The organism is Stenotrophomonas sp. STEN087 (assembly GCF_056759115.1).
In genome coordinates this window covers 1-20855 of the sequence record NZ_JBRRCR010000077.1, presented here as the reverse complement: position 1 = coordinate 20855, position 20855 = coordinate 1, and the positions used below count along the sequence as shown (strand labels likewise).

15 protein-coding genes are annotated in these 20855 nt (G+C 69.3%); 2 read left to right on the top strand and 13 right to left on the bottom strand.

Going from position 1 to position 20855, the window contains the following annotated elements:
- Nucleotides 1-115 precede the first annotated feature (115 nt).
- From ACVOK1_RS16675 to ACVOK1_RS16665, 3 genes are all read right to left on the bottom strand, one after another.
- The gene (locus tag ACVOK1_RS16675; protein ID WP_333629611.1) at nt 116-439 is read right to left on the bottom strand and encodes an I78 family peptidase inhibitor; all 324 of its coding nucleotides are present in this window, start codon (nt 437-439) and stop codon (nt 116-118) included.
- An 84-nt stretch (nt 440-523) separates the two neighbouring features.
- Nucleotides 524-1546 carry a ribonuclease H-like domain-containing protein gene (locus ACVOK1_RS16670; RefSeq protein ID WP_481562710.1) on the bottom strand — a complete coding sequence of 341 codons (1023 nt, stop codon included), beginning with the start codon at nt 1544-1546 and terminating at the stop codon, nt 524-526.
- Nucleotides 1543-4032 (bottom strand): DEAD/DEAH box helicase, encoded by a 2490-nt coding sequence (locus tag ACVOK1_RS16665; RefSeq protein WP_200750954.1) that lies wholly within the window; start codon nt 4030-4032, stop codon nt 1543-1545. The genes ACVOK1_RS16670 and ACVOK1_RS16665 overlap by 4 nt, the downstream gene beginning before the upstream one ends.
- Nucleotides 4033-4230: 198 nt before the next feature.
- On the opposite strand from ACVOK1_RS16665, the gene ACVOK1_RS16660 reads away from it, so the two are divergent.
- Nucleotides 4231-4743 carry a hypothetical protein gene (locus ACVOK1_RS16660; protein ID WP_481562709.1) on the top strand — a complete coding sequence of 171 codons (513 nt, stop codon included), beginning with the start codon at nt 4231-4233 and terminating at the stop codon, nt 4741-4743.
- A gap of 15 nt (nt 4744-4758) precedes the next feature.
- Here the strand turns inward: ACVOK1_RS16660 and ACVOK1_RS16655 are convergent, their stop codons facing one another.
- The gene (locus ACVOK1_RS16655; protein WP_481562708.1) at nt 4759-6663 is read right to left on the bottom strand and encodes a hypothetical protein; all 1905 of its coding nucleotides are present in this window, start codon (nt 6661-6663) and stop codon (nt 4759-4761) included.
- Nucleotides 6664-6811: 148 nt separating this feature from the next.
- On the opposite strand from ACVOK1_RS16655, the gene ACVOK1_RS16650 reads away from it, so the two are divergent.
- Nucleotides 6812-7480, top strand: coding sequence for a hypothetical protein (locus ACVOK1_RS16650; RefSeq protein WP_481562707.1), 669 nt, complete (start codon nt 6812-6814; stop codon nt 7478-7480).
- Nucleotides 7481-7671: 191 nt separating this feature from the next.
- Here ACVOK1_RS16650 and ACVOK1_RS16645 read toward each other — a convergent pair whose 3' ends face one another.
- Genes ACVOK1_RS16645 through ACVOK1_RS16605 form a run of 9 tightly spaced genes read right to left on the bottom strand, consistent with a single transcriptional unit; the run spans nt 7672 to nt 20015 of the window.
- Nucleotides 7672-9480: a hypothetical protein gene (locus ACVOK1_RS16645; RefSeq protein ID WP_481562706.1), complete on the bottom strand. Its 1809-nt coding sequence runs from the start codon at nt 9478-9480 to the stop codon at nt 7672-7674.
- Nucleotides 9477-11642: a hypothetical protein gene (locus tag ACVOK1_RS16640; protein ID WP_481562705.1), complete on the bottom strand. Its 2166-nt coding sequence runs from the start codon at nt 11640-11642 to the stop codon at nt 9477-9479. The genes ACVOK1_RS16645 and ACVOK1_RS16640 overlap by 4 nt, the downstream gene beginning before the upstream one ends.
- The gene (locus ACVOK1_RS16635; protein WP_481562704.1) at nt 11639-12757 is read right to left on the bottom strand and encodes a BatA domain-containing protein; all 1119 of its coding nucleotides are present in this window, start codon (nt 12755-12757) and stop codon (nt 11639-11641) included. The genes ACVOK1_RS16640 and ACVOK1_RS16635 overlap by 4 nt, the downstream gene beginning before the upstream one ends.
- Nucleotides 12754-13650, bottom strand: a complete 897-nt coding sequence (locus ACVOK1_RS16630; RefSeq protein ID WP_481562703.1) for a DUF58 domain-containing protein — start codon at nt 13648-13650, stop codon at nt 12754-12756. Before ACVOK1_RS16630 ends, ACVOK1_RS16635 begins: the two co-directional genes overlap by 4 nt.
- Nucleotides 13651-13657: 7 nt before the next feature.
- The gene (locus tag ACVOK1_RS16625; RefSeq protein ID WP_108767248.1) at nt 13658-14641 is read right to left on the bottom strand and encodes an AAA family ATPase; all 984 of its coding nucleotides are present in this window, start codon (nt 14639-14641) and stop codon (nt 13658-13660) included.
- 13 nt (nt 14642-14654) lie between these two features.
- On the bottom strand, nt 14655-15362 hold the full coding sequence (locus tag ACVOK1_RS16620) for a DUF4159 domain-containing protein (protein WP_481562702.1): 708 nt from the start codon (nt 15360-15362) through the stop codon (nt 14655-14657).
- On the bottom strand, nt 15362-16696 hold the full coding sequence (locus ACVOK1_RS16615; protein WP_481562701.1) for a TldD/PmbA family protein: 1335 nt from the start codon (nt 16694-16696) through the stop codon (nt 15362-15364). The genes ACVOK1_RS16620 and ACVOK1_RS16615 overlap by 1 nt, the downstream gene beginning before the upstream one ends.
- A 21-nt stretch (nt 16697-16717) precedes the next feature.
- A complete protein-coding gene (locus tag ACVOK1_RS16610) occupies nt 16718-18352 on the bottom strand; it encodes a TldD/PmbA family protein (RefSeq protein WP_481562700.1) in 1635 nt (544 codons plus the stop codon).
- 31 nt (nt 18353-18383) lie between these two features.
- Nucleotides 18384-20015 (bottom strand): TldD/PmbA family protein, encoded by a 1632-nt coding sequence (locus tag ACVOK1_RS16605; protein WP_481562699.1) that lies wholly within the window; start codon nt 20013-20015, stop codon nt 18384-18386.
- Between the last annotated feature and the right edge of the window lie 840 nt (nt 20016-20855).

Sequence of the window (20855 nt, the reverse complement as noted above, 5' to 3'; positions counted from 1 at the left end):
GCCCTGGCCCCTCGCCCAGCGGCGTTGCGTCGGGGTGACGGCCTGCCCACGGGGGGGTGGCGGGTGGGGTGTCTGTGGGGTTCACACGCGCTCGGGGGCCCCGGGCGCTACCGGATCAACCGCAGCTGGCGCGTTCGATCCGGTTCTGCTCGTCCACGTGCACGGTCACGCGGTCCTGGCGGAAATCCATCGTCACGGCCATGCCCGGCTTCACCACGCGTGCGTTGCGCGCGCCGCTGTCGGCCACCAGCTTCTTGATCGTCGCCTCGTCGGCAGTCTTGCCGGTGAAGGCTTCCAGCGCCTCGGGGCGGCACTCATGCGTGCCCTCGGCGCCCTTGGGCGGCAGGGGGGCTGTGTCGGCAGTGCTGTTGGTACCGGCATGGCTGCAGGCCGCGAGCGGCAGGATGCTGGCCAGCAGCAACAAGGTCGTAGGGCGCATGGGCACGGCTCCGGTGAAGGGACAGCGGGCAGTGTCGCCGCTGCGCGGGTCAGTGGTGTCAACGCCGCCTGAACCCGCGCGCGCTCAGGGCTGCACCAGCGCCAGCGTTTCGCGCTCGCGCTGTTCCTCGCGGATCAGCCGCTGCAGCAGCAGGGCCAGGGTCACCACGTCCTGGTGGTTGTGGTCGGCCACGCGGCGCAGGTTCACTGCATCGCCGCCGCGCAGGTAACGCAGCCACGCCGCAGGCGCTTCCGAACCGGGCAGGTCATCCTCACGCACCACGCGCAGCAGCTGGCGTTCGATGGTGGAGAGCTTGCAGTTCTCCCAGCTGCCGCGATAACGCCGGCGCGTGGGGTAGAGCAGGTCCACATGGTCCAGTGCGGTGATCGGGTCGCGCTGTCGGGTCAGCCGGTAGCGGGCCTTCAGCAGCGGCGCATCGTAGCTGCGGCCGTTGTAGCTGCAGAACACGGTGGACGGCTGCAGCCAGCTGGCGAAGGTGGCCAGCATCGCGTCCTCGGCGGCCATGGTGGACATCAGCAGCTGGCGGATGCGCAGGCCTTCGCCGCGCTGCGGGCAGGCATGCCAGTCGGCGGCGCCGATCATGAAGGCGCGGGTGCCGGTGCCACCGGCCAGGCCGGTGGTTTCGGTATCGAAGAACAGCAGGTCGCGCGCGGCCACGTGCTCGCCATCGCGGCGGGCGAAATCCAGCGACAACGGCTGCGCGGGAATCGCCTGCGGCTGCAGTGATTCGATCAGGAACAGGCCCGGTGCGATTTCTTCGCCGGGCAGCTGCCGGTCCTGCGCGCTCGCCCGCACCGGGGCGACGGTGCCGCGCGTGCGCAGCCCGAGCAGGCGATGCAGGCCGCCTACCTCCGGCCGCCGCAGTGCGGGCGGCGCCGCGGCAGGTGCTGCCGCGCCGGTCGGCTTGTGGCGGATCTCCTGTTCGACCCAGGCAAACACCGAGCGCTCGGCCGCGGGCTGCCGTGCATCGTTGGCGGCCACCGGCGCCGGTGCTGCCGGCGGCGGCTCGGGCGCGGCCGGCGTGCTCGCCTTCGGGTCGCCGGCCTGCTTCCGCAGCAGGCGCAGCTTGTCCAGGCTCAGGCTCACGGTGCCAGCAGCTCCATCGGGTCGCGCGTGGTCACCACCACGTCGTGCACATGCTGGCAGGCTTCGGCGTCAAACAGGTCGAGCACGCGCAGCGCCAACGCGCGCGGCGAGGTGTCATCCTCTTCCTGTGCGGCCAGTACCGGGCCCACGCAGGCCGGGCAGCCGGCCTTGCAGTCGCAGCGCTGCACCAGTTCGCGCGCGCGCTGCACCAGTTCGGCCTGGCGCTGCCACAGCGGCTCGCTGAGGCCGACGCCGCCGGGGAAGTTGTCGTACAGGTACACCGTCGGCACGAACTCCTGCAGCAGCTCGACGATGCCGGGATCACCCTCGCCGCCGCGCAGCTGGCCACGGCCGGTCTGGTCGGCGATCGCGAACCACGAACCATCGCCGTTGCCGACCGACTTCTGCAGGTCGCGCGCATCGGCCATCACCGCCACAGTGGCGACGATGTGCAGTGCGTAGGCGGCGCCGAGGAAGCCATCCAGCGCATCCTGCTTGCTGGCGAACGCGCGCAGCAGCAGCGCCTGCGGCAGCTGCCACCACACCGCCGTGGTATGCAGCTCCTGGTCGGGCAGGTTGACCGGGCCGTAGCCGATGTTCTCGTGCGTGTAATAGCGGATCTTCTTGTAGCCCGCCACGCGGCGCACCACGTGCACTTCGCCATGGTGCGAATCACCACGCCCGGCCACGCCGCCATCGAAGCGGTCCAGCACCTTGAGCTTGGTGAAGTCGATGCTGTCGGTGTAGTAGTCCACGTGGGTGCGCGTGACGTAGGCCTTACGGCCCTCCCAGTCCAGCGTTTCAACCTGGTAGGGGGTCGACTGCACCATGTGGATCGCGCCTTCGTACAGCGTGAGCGCGGCCGCGGAATAGTCGACCTCGGCGATGATCTGCTGGCGGCCATCGCTGCGGTCGACCACCACGAAGTTGCCATCGGCCACCGCACGCAGGCTGACCGCGTTGGCCGGATAGCTGTCGGCGATCCATTCCCAGCGCTCGCCCTCGCGGTGGATGACTTCGGTTTCGGCCAGCGCTTCCAGGAACACTTCCGGATCGATCGGGCCGAAGCCATCGCCGACCCGGAACGGCAGCTCGAAGGCCGCGCAGCGGATGTGGTCGAACAGGATCAGCGGCTGGTCCGGGGCGATGCGCGCGTGTTCGGGCGAGGCCTCGGCGAAGAAATCCGGATGCCGCACCACGTACTGGTCCAGCGGCTGCGAACTGGCCACCATCACGCCCAGCGCGGGCTGCTGGCGGCGACCGGCGCGGCCGAAGCGCTGCCAGGTGGCGGCCACGCTGCCGGGGTAGCCGTTGAGGATGACCACGTCGAGGCTGCCGATATCCACGCCCAGCTCCAGCGCCGAGGTGCTGACGATGCCGTCGATGTTGCCCGCACGCATCGCACGCTCGGTCTCGCGGCGTTCGGTGGGCAGGTAGCCACCGCGGTAGGCGCGGATGCGGGGCGGCTTGCGCGGGTCGTGGTCGAAGATGTCCTTCAGGTATTTGGTCAGCACTTCCACCATCAGCCGCGTCTGCGCGAACACCAGGGTCTTCAACCCGGATTTGATCGCGATGCGGGCGATGCGGTTGCTCTGCGAACGTGCCGAGGCACGCAGGCCCAGGTCCGGGTTGATCACCGGCGGGTTCCACAGCAGCACCTGCTTGGGCCCGCTGGGCGCGCCGGATTCGGTGATGGCGGTAACCGGTGCCTCGATCAGCGCTTCGGCATGCGCCTGCGGGTTGCCGATGGTGGCCGAGCACAGGATGAACTGCGGTTGCACGCCGTAGAACGCGCAGATGCGCTTGAGCCGGCGCAGCACGTTGGTGACGTGGCTGCCGAACACGCCGCGGTAGGTGTGCACCTCGTCGATGACGATGTAGCGCAGGTTCTCGAAGAACTGCGCCCACTTGGTGTGGTGGGGCAGGATGGCCTGGTGCAGCATGTCCGGGTTGGACACCACGATGTCGCCGTGCAGGCGGATGGCCTGGCGCGCATCGCCGGGCGTGTCGCCATCGAAGGTGAAGGCCTTCACGCCGAGGTCGCCGGCGCGGTTGAGTTCCAGCAGCTCGGCCACCTGGTCCTGGGCCAGCGCCTTGGTCGGGAACAGATACAGCGCCTTGGCCTTGTCCTGCATGGCCGCGCTGACCACCGGCAGGGTGTAGCACAGCGACTTGCCGCTGGCGGTGGGGGTGACGATGGCCACGTGCTCGCCGCGCTGGCTGGCCTCCCAGGCTTCGGCCTGGTGGCTGTAGAGCTGCTCGATACCGCGTGCCTTCAGGGCGGCGGCCAGGGCCGGCGGCACCGAATCGGGAACAGGCGCGTAGCGGCCCTCGCGGCCGGGAATGGCGAAGCTGCCGGTGATGCGGTCGTGGTAGCGGCGCTGCAGGCGCGCACTGAGCAGGGCGCCATCGCGCGCGGGCAGGCCGTCGCGGGTGGCGAGCTTCTGCTCGGCGTCGGCCGTGCGCTTGGCGAGTTCGTAGGCCATGGAGGAGGGAGCCGGGACGGTTTGCGAGGGGTCACATGGCACCACAGATGGGTCTCAGGGTGTGAGACGGTGTGCCGGGATGCAGTGAACCATTCAGAGCGGCGGCATGGACATCGCCGGCTGAACGCCGGTACTGCCGCCAACGAAATCTGAAGCCGTGATGCGTATCCTCGGGGATTGGACGCACCAGACAGGGCGATGGCTGTGGCACGACGGGAACTGCAGGGAGCACTTCTGGCCGGCATGATGCTGGCCGCCACTGCGCACGCGCAGCAGGTTGACCCCGTGATCGAACCGCCTGCAGCGAGCGGGGTGCCGGCCGCCGATGCTGCCGCGCCACCGGACTTGCCCACGCCGCCGCAGGGCGATGTCACCACGTTGGGTGAAGTACGTGCGATCAAGCCCGAGGACGAGGCGCTGGACCTGTACCGTTTCAAGAACCCGGTGAAGTTCGGTGACAACCGTTTCAGCCGCGACTGGAGCGAGCCGCCATCGCCCGAGCAGGTGAGCATGGGGGGTGGCTACATCATGATGGGCGTGGTGAAGGGCGTACTGGCGGCGGGTCGCGGTCTGAACAAGCTCACCGGTGGCCCCGACCAGATCCAGGCCGCCATCGCACGGCCGCCGCCGGAGCTGACTCCCGAACAGCGACGCCGGGCACAACAGTTCTGCGAGCAGCAGGACGGCTGCGATCCCTCGGCCGGGAAGTAGGCGCGGCACCGCGCATCATGTCGGCCAGGAGGCACGCGGTGCAGGGCGCTGCTTGAGTTCATCGGCGAAGGCGGCGGACCGCGAGAGTGCCCGGGGCACGGCGCGGACCAGCAGGATGCCCTGGACCAGGGCCAGCAATGACGCGCCGATCAGCCATATGCAGTAGGCCATCCCCGCGATGGCGCCATGGGCGGGGCGTGTGCGGTCCACCTCCAGCCACAGCGTCCGACCATCCGTGCTGCGGGACTGCACGGTACCGGACCAGGCGATCCGCTTCGCGTGCGTGGCTGCGTCGCGCAGGGTCTTCCACGCGGCGCCGGCATCGCCAAACGCGAACGCTGCGGTGTCCGATTCCCGATTCGCCTCGGCATCGACCAGTACGACGCCACCGTTCTGTGCGGCCAGAAGCGCGGGCGTGGATGCAGCCCACGCAGCGAGAACAGGTGCATGCGCGGCTTCTTCCAGGGCGTCCTTGAGGTTCATGATCGTCCAACGGGGAAGTACTGCGCTGTCGTCCGGGGAGAGCGCCGCAAGCTGTGCGCGGAGATCGTCGCAGCCGCGTAGACCATCGGTGCAGGCAGCCTCCAGTTCGCGGCGCAGCGCATCCAGCCCCGACACCCGCTGGTAAGCAGGGAAGATGCCGTCGGCCGGCTTCCAATGCACGCGCAGGGTATTCCCGGCACCCAGGCGCAGGATGGAGTCGGCAACCGCCAGAGGGGGCACCTGCAGCGGAGCGCCACCCCAGCGAAGCCGGCTGCAGTCGGGCACCGCCAGCACCTGTCCGGCATGCCGCCGGGTGACCAGTTCGCAGGTGGCATCGACCGTGATGTGCACCCTATCGCCGGGTGCGGGAGGATGCCCCAGCAGCGTTCCGGGCTGTGTGTCCGTCCGCAGCTTGGCAGGGCCGAGCAGCTCTGCCGCACGCGCTGCCTCGATCCGCGGACCGTCACCCGACCAGAGCATCAGCAGCAGTGACAGCACCGCCACCAGGAACATCAGCAGGTGCCGGGCGACCGGCACCGGTGGAAACCGCCTCTCGTCGGCACTCAGTGACCAGTCCGGGCCCAACGACAACAGGCGCCGGTCGTGCGGGCGGACCTCGGCCTCCAGCCAGCGCCCCGGGGCGATGGCGCCGGACGCCCTCCAGGTCGGGTCGATGACCAGCCGCTGGTCGTTGCCCAGCAGCATCACCGTGTGGCTGAAGGTGCTCTCGTGCGGATCTGCGAACTGCAGCGCGCTGAGCCGACCCCGCACGCGCACCACGGGCTGCAGTGCCTTCGTTCCCACGTGCCTGCGCCGGTACAGCCCGAACGCAGTAGATGCCAGCACCAGCCCCACTGCCACGGCCATCCAGCTCCATTGGCCCAGGCCCAGCTGTGGCAGTGCTCCGCAGATGCCGGCCGCCAGCGCCAGCGCGGTGGGCCACCACGGAATGGCCGGCCGCCGGCGCTGTGTCCGCTCATCCGCGGTCTCGTGGCGTTGGCTGATGTGTGTCGCGGCCGTGCGCAGGGTACGCGTGCCGGCCGTCGCGATATCGAACCCCTGCATGCGGACGATGACCACAAAGCGGCGACCGAGCACCACTTCGGCACGGTTGTGGGTACCGAGGTGTTCCAGCGCGTTGAAGGGCAGCAGCACCTTGACCCCGGCGAGGCTGCGCCAGGCTGAGCTGGCGCCTCCCCGCATCCATCGGCGGTGCTCGACGCAGGGCCCCTCAAGAATGCGAACGCCGCAATCGCGACCCAGCTCCAGTACGCTGCGGAATGGTTCCAGCGCGGCGTCCTCGTCCTCGCTGAGCAGACGCACCGGCGCTTGTTCTGCGAGTGACTTGAACGCGCGGCGTGCTTCCCAGCGGGTCAGGTAATCAAGCAGTACGGGAAGTGCGGCGAGCAGGGCGAGAAGCACACCAACAAGTTTCATGTTCGCAGGTGGTGATCGGGTGCTGGAAGGCGACTGGATAGTCTGCGCGGCAACGACAAGCAGCGAAATGCAATTTGTTGCAGAGTGTGGTGCCGATGACAGGCAGGAGCGTACGATCCTGTCGTCCTCCCTCCTGGTTGCTGCTGTGGTGTCGAAAATCCTCCTGCTTGCCCTTCTTCTGCCCGTGTCCGCGTTGGCCAGCGACCTGGCCGACGACGGCTCGTGCCGCAACGGCGCGTTTCCTTCCGCGCAATCGGATTTCGCCGTGGCCAAGGTGGTGGGCACGCAGCGCCTGTACCTGCTCGGTGACATGGACGGCTGCCCGGCCAAGGGCGAACCCGCCTGCCGCCAGCGCAGCTACGTGGTGAGCGGTGACACGGTGGTGACCGGCCGCGATCTGGGCCCGTACCGCTGCGCGTTCTTCCCCAACAAGGTGGGCGGCAGTGCCGGTTGGGTCGAGCGCAGCAAGCTGCAGCCGGTGGCACGGGTGACGCCGACGCTGCAGGGCTGGGCCGGTGACTGGAAGGATGGCGACAACGGGCTGAGTATCTCGGTACGTGGCAGCCAGCTTCACGTCGAAGGTGATGCGTACTGGCCGTCGGCCAACCCCACCCCGGAACAGCGCCCGTATGGGCCGAACATGGGCCAGGTGGAAGCGCAGGCCACGCCGCGCGGCAGCCAGGTGGATTTCGTCGAGGACAGCTGCACGGTGCATGCGCAGTTGCTGGGCGACGTGCTGGTGGTGTCGGACAACAGCGAGTGCGGTGGGATGAACGTGCGCTTCGACGGGGTGTACCGGCGCACCGGGGCGCGCTGACGGGTGATGGATGGGGTCAGAGCCCTTTCGCATGCGAAAGGGATCCGACCCCGTGTGTTCGACGGGGGTACCGGCGCACCGGGGCGCGTTGAGGGATGGGCGCTGAACCCGCTGATCCGCGCGGGGCAGTAGATCCACGCCATGCGTGGATGCTGTCTGCGATGCGTGCGAAAGGGATCCGACCCCGGGGCTCAGCGCCGCCGTTCCAGCCACCACAGCAGCGATGTGCACAGCACGAACGCCAGCCACCACGGCCAGCGTGAGCCGGGCACCGGCTGCGTCGCTGCGGCACTTGCAGGCATGGCCGCGGCCAACGCCTGCGTCGTCGCATCGCTCATCGCCTGGCGATGCAGCGCCGCTGCCTCCTTCGCGTCGAACACGTAGCGCCACACGGTCGTGTCGCCATGCTGCAGGCGCTGCCAGCCTGCTGCCTGCGGCCACCAACCGGCGCAGCGCATCGACGAGGTAGCGGCATCGACCACCAGCGGCACGGCCGCGCCCTTCGCATCGAACGCCTGCAGCGGCGCCTGCACGCCACACAGTGCGACACGCTCGCCCAGCCACGCCTGCGCCTGCGGTGACCACAGCGCGTCCGTGCCGGCCTGTGCGCGTGCCAGCGTGGCGACCACACCGCTCCACAGTTCGCCGTGGCGATCATCGCGGCCGGCCAGCACCCAACGCCAGCTGTCGGTGACCGGCAGCAGGCCGATGCGGCCCTTGCCGACGCCGCGCCAGCCACCGAGGGGCTGGTCGGCGGTGTCGTGCAGCAGGGCGCTGCCGTCGTTGACCTGCAGCGCCAGCGCCTCCAGCGAGGGCAGGGAGGCGCTGTGCGAGCTGCGGTCCGCCGCTTCGCCATCGGCGGTGGGCAGGGTGGCCGAGTCCAGCGGGCCGCGGCGTGCGGCGAGCATCGCGCTCTCGCCGTCGCCAGGCAGTTCGACGGCGTGGCTGCTGCCATCGCCCTGCACCGGCAGGCCGAGATCGCGCAGGCGTTGCCGCGCGCTGGCCGATGGCGCGCCCGCACTGCGGACCAGCACGCCGAGGCCATCGCGCAGTGCCTGGCGCACCGCCGCCAGTTGCCCCGCGCTCAATGCCGCCACGCTGCGCTCGTCGAGCAGCAGCAGGTCGCTGCGCGCCAGTGCGGTCGCATCCAGCGCCACTGCGCCATCGCCTACGCTGAGCCCGGCGCCGGTGTCGGCCTGCACCTGCACGCGCAGGCCGGCATCGGTGGCCCAGCGACGCAGGTACTTCAGTTCCGGGCCGGGTGCGCTGGCACGCACCAGCAGACGCAGCGGTGCGGCCGCCAGCGTCTGCTGCGGCACCGGCACGCTGTCCAGCACATGGGCCTGCGCATCCAGCAGGCGCAGATGGAACACGCTGCGGCCCGGTGCGCGGGCGATGCCGCTGAGCTGCACGCGGCCATCGGCGGCCACGTCCACGCGATCAACCACGGTGTCGGCGGGGTCCAGCAGTTCGGCGCGGCCAGCGGTGACACCGTGTGCCTGCGCGTGCACCTCGAAGCGCGCACCGGGTGCGGCATCGGCCGGCGGCTGCAGCGCGATCCAGCCACGCGGTGCAGGCGAGCCCTGCCAGCGCAGGTTCGCCGGCAGCACGGCGTCCCGGTCACGCGCTGCCAGGCCGGCGCCGACCAGGGTCAACGTGGAGGCCGGGTGCTGGCGCAGCGCCGTGGCCAGATCAGGTACGCGCTGGCCGCCCGGCACATCCGCCGCCTCCGGCAACAGCAGCAGCGGGCCATCGCTGGCCGGCAACGCGCCGGCAGCCGCCGCATCTGCAGTGAGCACGACCAGGCCGCCCGCAGGCAGCTGCTGGCTGGGCGGCAGCAGGCAGAAATACAGCAGCACGGCGGCGATGGCCTGCAGGCCCAGCCGTGCCGCGCGCCGGCCGCGATGAGCGGTGGGCGCACGCAGCTGCATGACGCTGGCGAGGATGACGATGACCGCCAGGGCCACGGCCAGCCACAGGTTCAATGCAGTGGCATTCATGGCTGTACCTCCAGCGCATCGAGGTAACGCTGGCCCATTGCATCAGTGGCGGTGCGCTGCATTACCTGCGGCAACGGACGCTGCAGGGCGCGCCACAGCTGTGCGCGCAGGCGCTGGCGGCAGTCGCTGCAATCCGGTTCGATGCGCAGCTGTTCAATGGCGGCGGCCAGATCGAGGGCGTCGGGCAGGAAGGCGGCGTTGCGCTGCTGCCACGTGGCCAAAGCGTCCAGGTCAGGCCTGCCATCACCGTCGCCCAGCCGCTGCCAGGCTTCGACGATGGCCGGGTCCGGCGGTGTGCGTGCGGCCAGCGGCAGCTCGCGGCTGGCCAGCCCGGCGCGGTCGCCGCCCAGCCGTCGGCCCTCGTCGATCGGCGGCAGTTCCGGGCCGACGCGTGCCAAGTAGATGCGCTCGGCCTGCTGCACCTGCTTGATGAAGGCCAGCGCCTTGTAGGCGAACGGCAGCGCCTGCTCCGGGCGGCCTTGGCGCAGCTCACCCTCGGAGGACCACATCTGGTCCAGCGCGGCCTTCAGCGTGGCGCGGGTCTGCGGATCGAGCAGGGTGGCGGCCTCGGCGTGGTCGTGGGTGTGGCCATACTCGGACAGCACGTCGGTGGCGCTGCCGAACACCGGCGGCGTGTCGCCGTTGCCGGCGGCACCGCCGTGGTCATGATCGTGGTCGTCATGCGCACCGGCCTGCGCATGTCCGTGGTCATCGTCGTGATCGTGCGCGTCCGCCGTGGGTGCATCACTGGTGGGCAGGTCGCTGGTCGGCGGTGCCTTCGGCGCGCCTTCGCTTTCCTCGCCGAGGAACTGGCCGTAGCGCAGGCGCAGGATGCGCTGGTCGACGCCGATCGCATCGCTGCGCTTGATGAAGTCATCGGCGGCCAGGCTGCGGCGTTGGCGGATCAGCGCCTCGGCATCGATGATGATCTGCCGCTGGCTGCGGAAGTAGGCCGGCAGCGTCTTCTTGATGCGGCCTTCCAGTTCGGCACCGAGCGCGACTTCGGTGGTCGGGAGGCGCAGGATCACGCTGCTGCTGCGCCCGGTCTGCGCGCTGGGGGCATGGTTGTCGCGTACTTCCAGCTGGGCGATCACATCGTTGCCGGGCTGCGCGCCGAGTGCCGCCAGATCGAGCGTGTGGGCGAAGCGCCGCGCGGTGGGTTCGCCGCTGCCGGTGAGGGTGACGCTGCGCTGGACGAAGGTGATGTTCTCGCCACTGCCCTGGGTGGTGGTGATCGACAGCTTAGCCTGCGCGGCCACGCCGTAGTCATCGCTCGCTTCGAAGCGCAGCGTCCACTGCCGCTGCCCCGGCGTGCCCAGGACCAGGCTGGCGGCCGGTTCCAGCACGCGCACGCTGGGCGCGCGGTCAGCCACCACATCCAGCCGGTACAGGCGGGTGCTGGCCAGGGCGGGCTCGCTGACCACGCGGTACAGCACCGGCGCGCGGGCCACGTCCTGCGCCTGCCACTGGCCATCGTGCTCGTGCAGCGGCAGCCGTCGCCCATCGTGGAACTGCAGCCATGCCTTGCTGGGCGTGCGGTCGAAGCGCAGCGACCACGACAGCCGGCTGTCGGCGGCCACCTTGGCGTCCAGTGCGTTCTGGGTGAGCGTGGCCTGGCCGGTGTACACCGGTGCATCGATCTGCAGGCGGGTCGACTGCAGCTGCAGCGGACCGGCCGCCGCCGTGGGTGCCGTTGCCGTGGCACCGATGCCTGCGGAGACGCCCGCGGTGCGTGGCCAGCCCAGCGCGAGCAGGGCGATGGCCAGACCGCCGATCCAGCACAGCGCCAGTGCGGCGCGCGGCCAGCGCGGGCGCAGGTCCGGCATCGTGCGTTCCAGCGTGGCCAGTACATGCGCGCGCTGGCGTTGCTGCAACGGGTTAAGGCGGGCGACATCGGCAAACAGCAGGTCGGCGCTGTCTTCGCTGCGGCCGCTGCCATCGAGCTGGCACTGCAGCCAGCGCCGGTCCAACTGCCTTGCCCGCGCGACGGCCACGCCGGCGCAGGCCAGCAGGGCCAGTGTGGCGACCACGCAGGCGGCATCGAAGCCGGCCAGGCGCAGGGTCAGCGCGGTGGCGGCCAGCGTCCAGGGCAGGCCAAGCAGCACAGTGATGCTGGCGCGGCGGCGACGTGCGCGCTGCCAGCTGCGCTGCAACGCGTTCATGCCGGCCTCCGCGCTGCGCGACTGGCCATCCCGCGTTCCAGCGCGAACAGCAGCACGATGGCCAGCAGCAGCCACGGGGTCAGCTCGCGTGGTGCGGCGGCGGCTGCAGGCAGTACTGCCTGCTGCGGCGCGTGATCGCGCGCATCGCCCACGCGCGGTGGTGCTGGCGGCTGCAGGGCCAGCAGCAGGGCCTGCGGCAAGCGGGCATCACGCAGGGCGCCGTTGTGGGCGGCATCCCATTCGCCGGGCAGCGACAGCAGGCGGCCCTGGCCGACGCGCTGCTGCCACAGCAGCGGTGCGCCTTCCGCACTTCGCAGCACCACCGTGGCGGCAGCATCAGGTCTGGCCGCGGTCATCACGCTGCCGCCGTCGCGCAGCCAAGCCTGCCATGCGGCCGGCAGTGCATCGCTACGTCCCCACACCGCGATTTCGCCGCGTGTGGGGAGCGTGTCGGCAGGCAGCTCGGCGGCGGCGGGCTGGGTGCTCCACGCACGCTGCAGGGCGCCGATCCACTGCCGCGCGCTGGCCGGTGCCTCGGCATGCACGCGCAGGCGTGGCGAGGCCACTGTGGCCTGTGCGCTGGCGAGGGGCACGACATGCGCCTGCCACTGCACGGGACGCGACAGCTGCAGGCGTGCACCATCGAGGCCGGACAGCGGGTCGGGCACATGCACGGTCAGCGCAGTGCCGGCGGGCAGCTGCGCGTCGAGTTCGCGCAGCAGGCTGGAAAGCGGCGCAGGTGTCGCGGGCGCGGGCTGTTCGACGGACGGGAAGCCGGGTGCCAGCCAATGCCAGTTGCCCTCTTCGCCGGTGCCGCGCAGTGCGCGGGCATCCAGCCCGGGCGCGACCACGGTCCACGCGCTGGGCGGTGCTGCGCTGCCGGTCAGCGCCGGGCGTGCCAGCAGCAGCGCCAGTGCGGCCAGCAACAGCAGGCGCACCAGCAGCAGCGGCCAATCATCGAAGCGGATGCGCTGGCGAGGGCGGATCTGTGCGCGCAGCCAGCGCAGTGCGGCGAAGTCCAGCGGTGTATACGGATGGCGCCGGGCCAGGTGGATCAGCAGGGGCAGCAGCCACGCGGCCAGTGCGGCCAGGCCCAGCGGGAACAGCAGGTTCATGCGCCGCCCCCGCGGCCGAACAGCGCCTGCAGCGGCTGGTCCAGCGGCTGGTCGAGCCATCCGGTGGCGCTGGCGATGCCGCTGGCCTGCAGGCGTGCCTGCAGCGCGCTGTGTGCGGCGGCGAAGCGCTGCAGGTAGTCGGCGCGGATCGCGGCGCCATCGCCAAGCAGCTCCTCGCCGGTTTCCGGATCGCGGAAGCGATGGCCGGCATCGAAGGGAAAGTCGCGCTCGTCGGCGGTCAGCACCTGCAGCAGCATCACCTCGCGGCGCGCGCTGGCCAGGTGTTCCAGCAGCACGATGCCGGCTTCATCGAAGCCATCGCCGATGGCCAGCAGCAGATCGCCCGGGCGCACGCGTTCCCACAGCGGGCGCAGGCGGTCGGCGGCTGGCCAGCCACCGCGGGCCTGCAGCGCATGCAGCTGCAGGTGCACGCGGTCGCGCTGGCGCGCGCCGTTGCCGGCCGGTACCAGCTGCAGGCCATCGCCGTTGATCGCCAGCAGGCCGAAACGATCGCCCTGCTGCAGGGCCAGCTCGACCAGGCAGGCGGCCAGCCCGCGCATGTGGTCCAGGCGCGTACGCTGCGGCGCGGCGCGGTCGGCCTGGCTGGCCGAGGCGGTGGCATCGAGCAGCAGCCAGACGGTGATCGGGCTTTCGCGTTCGGATTCGCGCACGAAGAAGCGGTCCGAGCGCGCGTACAACTTCCAGTCGATCTGGCGCAGTTCGTCGCCGGGTTCGTAGGCGCGGTACTGGGCGAATTCCAGGCCGGCACCGCGGCTGCGGCTGGCGTGCTGGCCGATACCGCTGGCGCCACTGGCCAGGCGCGGCCGCAGGCGCAACGTGCGCAGGCGCGCACGCAGTTCCGGTGGCAGGGTCAGCGGTGTACCGGTGCTCACGCCTGCTTCAACCCGGGAAAGGCACGGCCTGCAGCAGCGCCGCGACCACGTCGTCGGCGCGCTTCTGTTCGGCTTCGGCAGCGAAGGACAGCAGCAGGCGATGGCGCATCACCGGCGCGGCCAGCGCCTGCACATCCTCGCGGGTGGCGGCGAAGCGGCCCTGCAGCAGTGCACGCGCCTTGGCGGCCAGCACCAGCGACTGCCCGGCACGCGGGCCGGCGCCCCATTTCACCCACTGGTTGATCGCGGCCGGTGCGCCGTCGCCGGGGCGGCTGGCGCGTACCAGGCGGGTGATCCAGGCCAGTACATCGGGGCTGACATGCACCTGGCGCACGGCGGCCTGCAGGGCGATCACCGCCTCGGCGTCCATCACCTTCGGCACCGCTTCGGTGGCACCGCCGGTGGTCTGTTCGATGATGCGGCGCTCTTCGTCTTCGCTGGGGTAGTCCACCAGCACGTGCAGCAGGAAGCGGTCCAGCTGTGCTTCCGGCAGCGGGTAGGTGCCGGCCTGCTCGATCGGGTTCTGCGTGGCCAGCACGAAGAACGGCGCGGGCAGCTCCCGCGTGGTGCCCGCATGGCTGACCGTGCGCTCCTGCATCGCTTCCAGCAGCGCCGCCTGGGTCTTGGGCGGGGTGCGGTTGAGCTCGTCGGCCAGCAGCAGATTCGTGAAGATCGGGCCCTGCTGGAAGCGGAAATGACGATGGCCGGTGCCGTGGTCTTCTTCCAGCAGCTCGGTGCCGAGGATGTCGCTGGGCATCAGGTCGGGGGTGAACTGCACGCGCCGGAACTGCAGCTCCAGCGCCTGCCCCAGCGAGCGCACCAGCAGGGTCTTGCCGAGGCCGGGCGCACCTTCCAGCAGGCAGTGGCCACCGGCCAGCAGGCCGATCAGCAGCTGCTCGACCACCGTGTGCTGGCCGACCACGGCGCGGGCCAGGGCGCTGCGCAGCCCATCCAGGCGCGGCAGCAGGGAATCGAGATCGAGGGAGGTCATGGCGGTGGTCCGTTCAATTGTTCAACGCGTACATCACGATGTTGACGCCGAAGCGGGTGTTGTCTTCGGCCAGGAAGCGCTTGTTGCGCCAGTCGTAGTCCCACTCGCAGCCGTAATCCTTGTTGCTGTAGAGCAGGCCCAGGCGGCCATCGACGTCGATGCCCTTCAGGTAGTCGTGCACCAGGTCATCGCCCCAGCCGTTGAGCTCGAAGCCGCTGGCGGGCGGGCCGTCGGGGAAGCGGAAGAAGCTGCGGTACAGGGCATGGCTGTTGGGCAGCCTCTGCAGGGCCCTGGGCCCGAACAGCCGGCCCATCTGCGCCTCGAACGAGGTGGCGAACAGGCCGTCGATGTCATGGTTGCAGTCGTCGACGAAGACGAAGCCGCCGTTGCGCACGTAGCGCACGAAGTTCTGCCGCTCGGCGGCGTTGAACTCCACCAGCGTGTGCCCGGCCAGATAGCAGAACGGCGCCTCCAGCATGCGCGGGTCGGCCAGGGCCACCACGTGTTCCTGCGGGTCGACGCGCAGCGAGGTGTAGTCGATCAGCGAGGTGATCAGGTTGGACGGCATGCGCGCGTCCACGTCCCAATCGCCGGAGTCGTACTGCAGGCGGGTGAACCAGAAGTCGTAGCGCGAACTGCGCGGGCCTGACTGCGCGAAGGCCGGCAGCGCCGCCGCCGAAGCGGCAGCGGCCAACCAGCGCAGGCAGGCCCGCCGATCCATCAGACCGCGTCGGACAGCGAGGTGAAGGTGAAATCGCGCAGCTTCATCGGCGGGATCATCATCACGTAGCTGGATTCATCACCGGCCACGCGCACCGGCTTGCCCAGCTCTTCGATGTTGTTGAGCATGATCACCGGCGATTCGTTGAAGCGGAAGTTCTTCACCGGGTGCTTGATCTGGCCGTTCTCGATGTAGAAGGTGCCATCGCGGGTCAGGCCGGTCAGCAGCACGGTCTGCGGGTCGACCATGCGGATGTACCAGGTGCGGGTGACCAGGATGCCCTTCTGGGTGCCGCGCACCAGATCGGCGGTGCTCTTGTCGCCACCGCTCATCAGCAGGTTGCCCGGCGTGGCCTTGGCGGTCTTGCCCTGCTTCTGTGCCCAGAAGCGCGAGTAGTCCAGGTTGGCGACCTTGCCGTTCTCGATGATGGCCATGCGCTCGCGCGGCATGCCCTCGCCATCCCACGGCAGCACCGGTGCATCGGCATGCCACGGGTCGGCGTACATGCTCACGCGCGGGTCGTAGACCTGCTCGCCCAGCTTGTTGCCGCCGCCCTGCTTGGACAGGAAGCTGCGGCCTTCATCGGCCGAGCGCGCGCTGAAGAAGTTCATCATGAAGCTGATCAGGCCTGCAGCGGCGGCCGGCTCGAGGATGACCGTGTACTTGCCCGGTTCCAGCGCCTTGGCTTCCGAGGATTCGGTGGCCTTGCGCATGGCGATGCGGATGTCCTGGTCGGCCTTGAAGTCCGCCGCGTCCTTCAGGTTGCGGCCGACCCAGCCCGAACCGCGGCCGTCTTCGGTGCGCACGGTGCAGGTGTAGTCGAAGCTGGTGCTGCGCTGGTAGCCGAAGTTGCCGTTGCTGTTGGCGGTGGCATAGAAGCCCTGGCCATCTTCCAGGAAGCCGGCGGCGATCAGGCCGTTGCCACGGCACGGCGCGATGGAATCGGCGGCGACCTTGGCGCGGAAGGCCGGATCGATGGCCGCTGTGGATTCGCTGAAGGTGGGGCTGGCGCGGTAGGTCTGCTTGCCGATGGCCGGCATGAACTCCGGGTTCTCCGGGGCCAGGCGGGCCAGGTCCTCGGCGCGGCGCACGACGCGTTCCAGCGCGGCATCGTCGAACTCGTTGATCGAGGCGGTGCCCACGCGCTTGCCGAAGGCCACGGTGACGGCCAGCTCGGTGTTGTCCACGATGCCACTGGTGGACACGTTGTTCAGGGCGAAACGGATGTTGCCGTTGATCGAACCGGCCAGCACGGCGGTGCACTCATCGGCCTTGGACAGGGCGATGACCTTGTCGAGGATGGCCTTGGCCTGGGCTTCGGTGAAGATACTCATGGTGTAAGGGCTCCTGACCAGTCAGCCGAGGCTGCGTGCGGTGTTGATGACGTTGATGCCGTTGAAGCGCGCGGTGGACGAACCGTGCGAGACCGCCGAGACCTGGCCCGGCTGGCCCTTGCCGTCGAAGAACGAACCGCCCAGGCGGTAGTCGCGCTCGTCGGCCACGGCGGTGCAGGCGTTCCAGAACTCCGGCGTGCGGATCTGGTAGGCCACGTCTTCCAGCATGCGGGTGATCTTGCCGTTCTTGATCTCGTAGAACAGCTGGCCACCGAACTGCGCGTTGTAGCGCTGCTGGTCGATGGAGAACGAGCCGTCGCCGATGATGTAGATGCCGTTCTCGACGTCCTTGATCATGTCCGGAACGCTGAGCGGGGCCTTGCCCGGCGCCATCGACACGTTGGCCATGCGCTGGAACTGCACGCTGGACCAGGAATCGGCGTAGCAGCAGCCATCGGACTCGGTCTTGCCAAGGATGTGGGCCTGGTCGCGGATGGTCTGGTAGTCGACCAGCTTGCCGTTGCTGATCAGGTCCCAGCGCTTGCACTTCACGCCTTCATCGTCGTACGCCACGGCGCCGAGGCTGCCCGGCTGGGTCTTGTCGGCAAAGATGTTGACGTGCTCGCTGCCGTACTGGAAATGCTGCTCGCGCTTGTCCAGGGTGGCGAAGCTGGTGCCGGCGTAGTTGGCTTCGTAGCCGAGTACGCGGTCGAGTTCGAGCGGGTGGCCGATCGACTCGTGGATGGTCAGCCAGGTGTGCGACGGATCGAGGATCAGGTCGTACTTGCCGGGCTTCACCGACGGTGCCTTCAGCTTCTCCTGCGCCTGCTTGGCTGCAGCAATGGCGTCTTCCTTCATGTCGTAGGAGGAGCCGTAGTTCACCACGCCATTGGGGGTGAGCACCTTGCCGGCGGCGGCGCCGTCCAGGTACTCGTAGCCCAGGCCCATCGGCGCGGACAGACCCTCGCGGGTGCGGAACTTGCCGCTGGCCTTGTCGATGGCGGTGACCGTCATCGGTGCCCAGATGCGGTGCACGTCCTGGTCGATGTAGGAACCATCGGTGGACGCGAAGTACTTCTGCTCGTTGACCAGGAACAGCATCGAATTGACGAAGCTGGCACCGGCGCCCATCGCGGCCGCGTTGACGTCCAGCAGCAGGTCGACCTTTTCCTTGATCGGCACGTCCATGGCGTTCTTGCGGATCGGCGTGCGCCAGCTCACTTCACCCACGCCCGGTGCCTTGGCCAGCTGCACCGGTGCGGTCTGCACGCCGGCGTTGGCCTTGGCGATGGCGGCGGCCTGCTGCGCGGCACGGGCCACGTCGGCGGTGCCCAGCGCATTGGTGGCGGCGAAGCCCCAGGCGCCGTTGACGATCACGCGGATGCCGACGCCGGTCGACTCCGTGTTCACCACGTTCTGCACCTTGTCCTCGCGGGTGATCACGAACTGCCGCAGGTAGCGGCCGATGCGCACATCGCAGTAGGTGGCGCCGGCGCTGCGGGCGGCCTGCAGCGCGGCATCGGCCAGGCGCTTCTTCAGCCCCAGGTCGAGGCTGGACTGCAGCTGCTCGGCGGCGATCGCCTTGCCGAAGAACGACGGCACGATCAGGCCGCCCGCGGTAAGCCCGGTCAGGGCGAGGAAGTCACGTCTCTGCAAGGCAGCTCTCCACGTCGAAGGATGGGACGACTCAGGCGCCGAGACTGCGCGCGGTGTTGATGATGTTGATGCCGTTGAAGCGGGTGGTGGACGACCCGTGCGAGACCGCCGATACCTGCGCGGGCTGGCCCTTGCCGTCGAAGAAGGAACCGCCGAGGCGGAAGTCGCGCTGGTCGCAGATCGCGGTGCAGGCGTTCCAGAACTCCGGCGTGCGGATCTGGTAGGCCGCGTCCTCGACCATGCCGGCGATCCTGCCGTCCTTGATCTGGTAGTACAGCTGGCCGCCGAACTGCGCGTTGTAGCGCTGCTGGTCGATGGAATAGGAGCCGCGGCCGTGGATCCAGATGCCGTTCTCCACGTCCTTGATCATGTCGTCCACGCTCAGCGGCGCCTTGCCCGGCGCCAGAGAGACATTGGCCATGCGCTGGAACTGCACGCTGGACCAGGAATCGGCGTAGCTGCAGCCGTGCGAGGCCTCGCGGCCCAGAATGTGGGCCTCATCGCGGGTAGCCTGGTAATCGACCAGCACGCCATCGCGCACCAGGTCCCAGCGCTGGGTCTTCACCCCTTCATCGTCGTAGCCGACCGCACCGAGGCTGCCGGGCTGGGTCTTGTCGGCGAAGAAGGTGACGAGGTCGCTGCCCCAGCGGAACCCGGCATCGCGCTTGTCCAGGGTGGCGAAGCTGGTGCCGGCGTAGTTGGCCTCGTAGCCCAGCACGCGGTCCAGTTCCAGCGGGTGGCCGACGTTCTCGTGGATGGTCAGGAACAGGTTGGACGGGTCCAGCACCAGGTCGTACTTGCCGGGCTTCACCGAGGGCGCCTTCAGCTTCTCGCGTGCATGGCGGGCGGCGGCGATGGCGTCCTCGACCGGGTCGTAGGAATCGCGGTACGCGGTGATGCCGCCGGGCAGCTGCACCTTGCCGCGCGCATCGCCATCGAGGAATTCATAGCCCATGCCCATCGGCGAGGACAGCCCGGCACGGGTGCGGAACTTGCCGCTGGCCTTGTCGATGGCGGTGGCGGTGAACGGCAGCCAGATGCGGTGGATGTCCTGGTCGATGAAGGAGCCGTCGCTGGAGGCGAAGTACTTCTGTTCGTTGACCAGGAACAGCGTGGAATTGATGAAGTCGGCGCCGGCATCGAGCGCGGCGCCGTTGAGCGCCAGCAGCAGTTCGATCTTGTCCTGGATCGGCACTTCCATGGCGTTCTTCCGCACGGGGGCCTGCCAGCGCACCTCACCCACTGCGGGTGTGGGTGCCAGCTGCACCGGACGGGTCTGGATGCTGGCGTTGGCACGGGCGATGGCCGTGGCCTGCTCGACCGCGCCGCGCACGGCGGCCTCGGTCTGCTGGTGGGTGGCAGCGAAGCCCCAGGCACCGTTGACCAGGACCCGCACGCCCACGCCGGACGACTCGCGGTTGGTCACGTTGCCGACCTGGTGTTCGCGGGTGATGACCGACTGGTTGAGGTAGCGGCCGATGCGCACGTCGCAGTAGCTGGCCTTGGCCGCACGCGCGGCGGCGAGGGCGACCTCGGCCAGGCGCCGGCGCTGGGCGGTATCCACCGGCGCGAGCAGCTGCTCGGCCGCGATCAGCCGCGAATGCGGCAGCACCAGGCCGGCAAGGCCCAGACCGGAATACGCCAGGAACTCACGTCGTTGCACAGCGTCTCTCTCTCTTTCACACCTGTGCGGAGGGCAAAGTACCACTCCGATCACTTGAACTGTCCGACTTTCGCCAGCGCGGGGCGATCGGGCAAGTGACTGCAGTCATGGTAGGGGAGGGTTTCGGCAGGGCTTGCAGCCCTGCACCTGCTCAATGCAACGGCAACGGCCGAAGCAACAGCAACAGCGGCATTCCGTGGGTGGCGGGGCGGTGTGGGTGGGCAGGACACGCCGTAAACCCATCCCTGGGGGCTCGATGGCGCCATCCATGGCGCCAACGGTCCTGCCCACCCACACCGCCCCACCTCTGACAGGTCCCCGCGGCTGTTGGAACCTGCTGTTGGTGGGTGCCGACCGTTGGTCGGCACATCTGTCGGATATCGAATGAATTCATCCACGCATGGCGTGGCTCCACTGGGACGCGCGGCTGTTGGTAGGTGCCGACCGTTGGTAGGCACATCTGTCGGATATCGAATGAATTCATCCACGCATGGCGTGGATCTACCGGGACGCGCGGCTGTTGGTGGGTGCCGACCGTTGGTCGGCACATCTGTCGGATATCGAATGAATTCATCCACGCATGGCGTGGATCTACCGGGACACGCGGCCGTTGGTAGGTGGCGACCTTGGTCGACACATCTGTCAGATATCGAAATTCATCTGGGGTCAGAGCCCGTTGCGAAGCAACGGGATCCGACCCCTTGCCTTTCCGACAGGTCGCGGAAAACTGTCGAAGGCGGTGTGGGTCCGGTTGAGGGGGTGTGAGCCGCATGGGCCCGAGGCATGCCTCGGGCGGGTTGGGCAGGACGCCCAACCCCGGTCTTGCCGTGTGCGCAGGAC